We start from the raw sequence: 7,062 nt of genomic DNA, 5'->3' as shown, positions 1-7,062 counted from the left end.
ATTTACCTTTTGGAGACAAACAAGTATATCTTCAAGTAAACCGGCGTCAAATCAGGTGTGACGGCTGTGGCAGCAAGTTTAGTGAAGAATTAGAATTCGTAAAAAAGAAAAGAGTCTACACAGAAAGATTTAAAAACAAAATTATTGAAGAAGTTTTAGAGAGTGATATCAAGAATGTGGCTAGAAGAAATGGAGTTAGCGAACAACAAATCGAAACAATGCTAAAAGAATTAGCGGCGGGATTCGTTGAAGAGAAACCTCAAGGACTGAAGAAACTAGGAATTGATGAAATCGCCGTAGTCAAAGGTCAGAAAAATTATTATGTAGTGTTAATAGACTTAGAAAAGAGAGCGATAGTAGGAATGGTGGAAAAAAGGACGACGGCTGAAGTAGAGCAATATGTGTCAAGCTGGGGTGAAGAGGTTTTGAGCCAGATTGAAGAAGTCAGTATCGACTTGTGGAAACCTTATAAAAAGGTAATTGAGAAACTCATGCCACAAGCCGAAATAGTAGCCGATAGATTTCATGTGATGAAGCAAGTCAATGAAGAGTTAGACACTAAAAGAAAAGAAATCAAGAAACAAGTAGAAAAACTTAAAAATAAAGCTGAAAGAGAGAAAGGGCTATTGGCACTAAAAAAAAGTAAATATGCGTTACTCAAAAATGAAGAAACTTTAAAAGAATCAGAAAAAGAGAAACTCGAATCAATTAGGAATGTGATACCAGAATTAGCAAGATTACACCGACTTAAAGAAGAATTTAGAAACGTTTTTGAAAAAAGTAAAGATTGGGTAGAGGGACTATTTAATTTAAGTGATTGGTTAAGAGAAGCCCAAAATTATTTTGCAGATAGCTGTGGCACAATTAAAAGATGGATTGGGGAAATCATTGCTTATTTTGACCAGAGAACTACTCAAGGAGTTGTGGAAGGCATCAATAACAAGCTCAAACTAATTAAACGAAGAGGTTATGGGTTTAGAAACTTCAACAATTTCAAATTAAGAAGTTTTCTGACTTGGCATTTTGCCAGCTAGTTTCAGTTTATTTTACATACTATGTTCGGTAGAGCCGTAAATTTCTATGACTACTGATACCGTGAAGCAGATGCGATCGCTTTCAAATAGCGATCGCATCAATTCTACTAGGAAGATTTTTTCTTAGTAGTAGATGTAGTCTTCTTCGTAGTTGTGGTTTTCTTCGTTGTTCCACTCTTAGCCGTTGACTTGCGAGTGGTTTTCGTCGAGCCTGCCTTTTCTGCTAAAGCTTTCAGTGCAGTTTCGAGCGTTATATTTTCCACCGTTTCCCCTTCTGGAAGCGACGCATTTACTTTGCCATGTTTCACATAAGCACCATAGGGGCCATCGTAGATATTCACTGGTTCATTGTCTGCTGGGTGAGTACCAAGTTCCCGTAAGGGTGCCTTAGACTTGCTGCGAGTGCCGCCGCGTCCCTTTTTCGGCTCCGACAGTAGCTCCATAGCACGTTCTAGCCCAATTGTCAATACATCATCGCCAGCTTTCAAAGAGCGGTATTCTTTCCCCTCCTTGCCTTGGTCGTGGACAACGTAAGGGCCAAAACGCCCCAAACCCGCTTGGACTTTGCCGCCTGTAGCTGGGTTAATGCCCAAATTACGCGGCAAAGACAGCAAACCTACCGCCATATCTAAGGTGACATCTTCAATGTTGACGCCTTTAGGCAGGGAGGCGCGTTTGGGTTTTTTGTTTTCCTCAGTAGCGTCGCCTAGCTGGACATAGGGCCCGTAAGTGCCAATTAGCACATAAATCGGTTCCCCAGTTTCCGGATGCAAGCCTACTTTGTCAGGGCCTTCGGTTTTCTGCTGTAGCAGCGTCTCGACTAAATCGGCATCAAGGTCTGACGGGGTAAGATCCTTGGGAATTGAGGCTTTGACTGCTTCAGAGCCATTCTCAGCCTCAATGTAAGGGCCATATTGACCAATCCGGACTTTCGCGCCACCGAGATCGTCTAATTCGATGGTACGGGCATCTGTAGCATCGATTTCGTTTTCCCTTTCCTTAACTTGGGTTGCTAGACCCTGGTCTCCCAAGTAGAACTTTTGCAGATATGGCAACCATTTAGCTTCCCCAGTCGAGATTTCATCCAGGGTTTGCTCCATATTGGAAGTGAAGCTGGTATTCACCAAGTCGGGAAAGTATTTTTCTAGCAGCGCCGTGACAGCAAAGGCGGTGAAGGTGGGAACTAAGGCGTTACCATTCATCTGAGCATAGCCCCGGTCGATAATCGTGCCAATGATGCTGGCGTAGGTGCTAGGACGACCAATCCCTTCGCTTTCTAAGGTTTTTACCAGGGAAGCTTCGGTGTATCGTGCGGGCGGTTGAGTTTCGTGACCGATGGATTCTAGCTTAGTGCAGTTTGGGCGATCGCCTTTTTTCAGAGAAGGTAAAATTACTTCCATGTTTTCCAGTGCTGCCTCTGGATCGTCGGAACCTTCCACATAGGCGCGTAAAAAGCCATAGAAATCAATCCGTTTGCCGCTGGCGCGAAAACCAGCGTCTTCCACTTGCAACTGCACAGTAATTTGAGTTTGGCGCGAGTCTGCCATCTGAGTAGCGACAGTGCGCTTCCAAATCAGGTCGTAGAGAGCTTTTTCCCGACCACTCAAACCAGTTTCATCAGGAGTGCGGAAAGTGGCACCAGCAGGACGGATGGCTTCGTGTGCTTCCTGTGCGCCTTTACTTTTGGTGGTGTACTGGCGGGGTTCCGGACTGAGATACTCCTTGCCGTACATTTTCTCGACACAACTGCGAGCAGCTGCGATCGCTTGCCCAGACAAATGCACCGAATCCGTCCGCATATAGGTAATATACCCCTGCTCGTACAAACTTTGAGCAGTCCGCATTGTATCCCGCGCCGACAGGTGCAGTTTTCGGTTAGCCTCCTGTTGCAGCGTCGAAGTGGTAAACGGTGGCGAAGGTTTGCGAGTAACTGGTCTTTCTTCCAAATCAGCCACTGTCCAAGTTTTATCAACCAGTCGCGCCTCTAAGCTTCTGGCTTCCGCTTCCGAGAGCAAAACCACATTGCGACCAGCAACAATTTGTCCCGTAGCTTCATCAAAATCGCTTCCCGTAGCGACCCTAGTTCCTCTGAAGTTAACAAGCCGCGCCTCAAAAGGGGTCTTATCTTTGCTTAAAGTTGCCTTCAAATCCCAGTAAGTACCTTGGCGGAAAGCGCGACGTTGGCGTTCCCGGTTCACCAACAACCGTACCGCCACAGACTGCACCCGTCCCGCCGATAACCCATAGGAGATTTTCTTCCACAGCAGCGGCGACAGGGTATAACCTACCAGTCGGTCGAGAATTCGCCGTGTTTCTTGAGCGCGTACCACCTGCTCATCAATACTGCGGCAGTTTTTCAAAGCATCGCGGATGGCTTCTTTGGTGATTTCGTGAAACACCATGCGCTTAATGGGAACCTTCGGCTTCAGCAGTTGCAATAAATGCCAGGATATGCTTTCGCCTTCACGGTCTTCGTCAGTTGCCAGCACCAACTCATCAGCCTCTTTCAAGGCGTTTTTTAGGGTAGTGACTATCTTCTTTTTATCGCTGGGGACAACATACAGGGGTTCAAAATCGGCATCCACATTTACCCCTAGCTGCGCCCATTTTTCCCCTTTGTAAGCTTCGGGAATTTCTTTGCCAGATTGGGGAAGGTCGCGCACATGACCCATCGACGCCTCGACGCGGTAGGTGGAGGGCAGAAATTTACTGATGGTGCGTGCTTTGGTGGGGGATTCGACGATGACGAGGGTTGACATGGGAACTTCCGGAATAGCAGCTGGGCTGAACAGTCTTATTAAATTAATTTATGCCAAATGTCAAGGGATGCGCCCACAGACTCAAGCCTGACGGAGCGCGGGTAAAGCTTGCCTGGAGAAGGTTTTAAGACTGGCGGTGGCTCGCAAAAAGAGCGGCATATGCCCTCGCGTCGCCAGACTTAATTTAAAGCTATCTCAATGTTTAACTTATATGGAATCTTAATGGCGACCTTGACGACTTTCTATCCTGTGCCAAAATGGATGCCAACATATAGGCCAAACGTGCCTAGCAGTAGGAGCATAAGCGATGCAACCGATTCGACAAGGCGATGTAATTTTACTTTGGGTTGAGCAAACCGAGGGACAAAAGTTGTCTCACCTGACTTTAGCGGAAGGCGAGGTGACTGGACACAAGCACCGGATCAGTGACGGACAAGCTGAACTCTATGAGGCAAATGACACACTGTATCTGCGCGTCCTTTCTGAGACAGCAACTTTAACCCACGAGGAGCATAACGCTATCTCTATTCCTCAAGGCGATTGGATGGTGCGAATTCAGCGGGAATATGAGCCTGAAGGGTGGAAATATGTCGCAGATTAAGATTGAAAAACTTACGCCAGGGCAAGAAGCACTGATTCCAGTTTATCGCCTGAAGTGGAGAGCGATCGCAACGGTTGTGCTTTTCTTAAAAACAATTTGATTAGCTGGGAATTTCGATTTACTAAAAATCAATAAATTCCTGAAATCAAAATAAAGGGTACTTTGATAACTGGATTACAGGTATTACTAGCAGTTCAATTTATGAACCTCAAAGAGAGATTGATTTCTCCAAACGCGATCGCGCTTACAACAAACTTCTCACAGCTAAAGTAAATCCAAGCACCACATCCTCACCATTTAAAACGGCTCTAGCGGGATACTGCGTCACCGATCCATCCGCCCGATACACCCAAGCTTGCTGATTTTGACGGTCAAACAACCATCCCAAACGCACCCCGTTATCGATATACTCTCCCATCTTTGCCTGAAGCGTTTGTAAACTATCGGTTTTAGAACGAATTTCTATGACAAAATCAGGGGCTAAATTTAAAAACCCATCCTCTCTCTCATCCCAATTTTGGGCTAATCTTCCCCTTGCAACAAAAGCAGCATCCGGCGATTTAATAGCTGTATTTGCTTTGAAGCCCGTACTGGGGCCAAAAACCTCACCTAAATCGTGATCTACCCAACTCAGCAGATAAGCTCCGGCTTTTGCCTCTCGATTACCGGAAATTCCTCCGGTTAGTGGCATAATTACCAATGTGCCGTCAGCATTGCGCTCAAATTGCAAATCGGGATTTTTAGAACTGATGAGGATCAATTCTTCATCCGTAACAGTCCACCAAGACTGCACAATTGCTGTTTACCTGGGATAAATTTTCTGGATTTATCAACGCTTATTTGACTTATTTTAGTGTTTAATTAAACACCATCTCCAGATGCGATCGCTTGCGTCTCTACAAGATACCTCCGAGAGCGTCTTGGCAGTCCGCCCAAAAAAAACTAGAGCAGACCTCAGCCAGAGACGCAATAATAATTAAGAGTCCCAGACAATAAGCCTGATACCCAAAACCTATATAACTCATGAGTTTTGCTGAACTTGCAGCCCAGCTGAATGCTGGGACAATATTGCCAGAGGGGATTGTAATTGTCACCCTCTTAGCAGTTCTAGTGGTTGACTTGATTGTAGGGCGGACATCCTCCCGCGTCACACCCTACATAGCGATCGCAGGGTTACTCTCCGCTATCGTAGCCCTGTACTATCAATGGGATAACACCAACACCGTCTCCTTCCTCGGCGGCTTCAACTCAGATGCCCTGAGCGTAGTATTTCGCGGTATCATTGCCCTGTCTTGTGCCGTCACCATTTTGATGTCCATCCGCTACATTGAGCAGAGTGGCACATCTTTGGCAGAATTTATCGGCATTATGATCAGCGCAACGCTGGGGGGAATGTTCCTCTCAGGTGCGAATGAACTGGTGATGATTTTCGTCTCCCTGGAAACCCTCAGTATCTCCTCTTACTTGATGACGGGATACATGAAGCGCGATCCCCGTTCCAACGAAGCAGCGTTAAAATATCTGCTGATTGGAGCTTCCAGTTCCGCGATATTCCTCTACGGTCTGTCGCTGCTATACGGATTATCTGGAGGAGAGACAGAATTAAGCGCGATCGCCACAGCAATGGCCAACGCCAGCACAGATTTATCCTTTGGGTTAGTCATAGCTTTGGTATTTGCGATCGCGGGTATCGCCTTCAAAATTTCCGCCGTTCCCTTCCACCAGTGGACACCAGACGTTTATGAAGGTTCGCCAACACCTGTTGTCGCCTTCCTCTCCGTCGGTTCCAAAGCCGCTGGTTTCGCCCTCGCGATTCGCCTAATGGTGACAGCCTTCCCCCTGATCACCGAACAATGGCACTTTGTTTTCACCGCCCTCGCAGTTTTGAGCATGGTTTTGGGTAACGTCGTCGCCCTCACCCAAACCAGCATGAAACGGCTACTCGCCTACTCTTCCATCGCCCAAGCTGGCTTTGTAATGATCGGTTTAATTACCGGAACCGAAGCAGGTTACTCCAGTATGGTTTTTTACTTGCTGGTCTACCTGTTCATGAACCTGGGTGGCTTCGCCTGCGTGATTCTATTCAGCCTCCGCACAGGCACCGACCAAATTAGCGAATACTCAGGACTTTATCAAAAAGATCCGCTCTTGACGCTAGTTTTAAGCATTTGCTTACTTTCTCTGGGAGGAATTCCGCCTCTGGCTGGCTTCTTCGGTAAAATTTACCTGTTCTGGGCAGCTTGGAAATCTGGTGCTTACGGCTTAGTATTGCTAGGTTTAGTTACTAGCGTCGTCTCCATTTACTACTACATCCGCGTCGTAAGGATGATGGTAGTTAAGGAGCCACAAGAAATGTCCGAATCCGTGAAGAACTATCCAGAAATTCGCTGGAATTTACCAGGAATGCGTCCTTTACAAGTGACTTTGGTACTGTCGTTAATAGTGACATCTGTAGCGGGAATTCTTTCTAACCCACTGTTTACTTTAGCTAACAGTTCCGTCACCCGCACAACGATGTTGCAAGGAGCGCCTGTGGTTAGCACTCAGACACCAGCGATTAGTCATCAGCCTTCAACCGTTAATATTCAGGTTGGTGGTTAGGAAATAGCACAAGATTGTAGAGACGTGAAATAAAAGCGTCTCTACACCCGTTAAAAGAAGTTGAAAC

5 protein-coding genes are annotated in these 7,062 nt (G+C 46.4%); 3 read left to right on the top strand and 2 right to left on the bottom strand.

The annotated features are described in order from the left end of the window. The coding region (locus tag H6F74_RS27270) for an ISL3 family transposase (RefSeq protein ID WP_190445239.1) at positions 1 to 1,034 on the top strand (1,034 nt) is incomplete at its 5' end. Positions 1,035 to 1,141: 107 nt separating this feature from the next. On the opposite strand, the gene topA is transcribed toward H6F74_RS27270, so the two are convergent. Continuing rightward, on the bottom strand, positions 1,142 to 3,793 hold the full coding sequence (gene topA / locus H6F74_RS27265) for a type I DNA topoisomerase (RefSeq protein ID WP_190445238.1): 2,652 nt from the start codon (positions 3,791 to 3,793) through the stop codon (positions 1,142 to 1,144). Positions 3,794 to 4,100: 307 nt separating this feature from the next. On the opposite strand from topA, the gene H6F74_RS27260 reads away from it, so the two are divergent. Further along, complete coding sequence (locus H6F74_RS27260) at positions 4,101 to 4,394, top strand: hypothetical protein (protein WP_190445237.1); 294 nt, start codon at positions 4,101 to 4,103, stop codon at positions 4,392 to 4,394. A 244-nt stretch (positions 4,395 to 4,638) separates the two neighbouring features. Here the strand turns inward: H6F74_RS27260 and H6F74_RS27255 are convergent, their stop codons facing one another. Continuing rightward, a complete protein-coding gene (locus tag H6F74_RS27255) occupies positions 4,639 to 5,190 on the bottom strand; it encodes a Uma2 family endonuclease (protein ID WP_190445245.1) in 552 nt (183 codons plus the stop codon). A 227-nt stretch (positions 5,191 to 5,417) separates the two neighbouring features. On the opposite strand from H6F74_RS27255, the gene H6F74_RS27250 reads away from it, so the two are divergent. Further along, entirely contained in the window at positions 5,418 to 6,995 is a 1,578-nt protein-coding gene (locus H6F74_RS27250) for an NAD(P)H-quinone oxidoreductase subunit N (RefSeq protein WP_190445236.1), read from the top strand. The last annotated feature ends 67 nt before the right edge of the window (positions 6,996 to 7,062 follow it).

It is taken from the genome of Trichocoleus sp. FACHB-90, assembly GCF_014695505.1.
GTDB classification, from domain to species: Bacteria; Cyanobacteriota; Cyanobacteriia; order Cyanobacteriales; family FACHB-T130; genus Funiculus; species Funiculus sociatus.
This window is presented reverse-complemented; position numbering and strand designations above follow the sequence as displayed.

What these genes read in the sequence shown, in the direction of transcription:
- topA (WP_190445238.1), bottom strand. Translation starts at nt 3,793, where the DNA reads ATGTCAACCCTCGTCATCGTCGAATCCCCCACCAAAGCACGCACCATC.
- H6F74_RS27260 (WP_190445237.1), top strand. Translation starts at nt 4,101, where the DNA reads ATGCAACCGATTCGACAAGGCGATGTAATTTTACTTTGGGTTGAGCAA.
- H6F74_RS27250 (WP_190445236.1), top strand. Translation starts at nt 5,418, where the DNA reads ATGAGTTTTGCTGAACTTGCAGCCCAGCTGAATGCTGGGACAATATTG.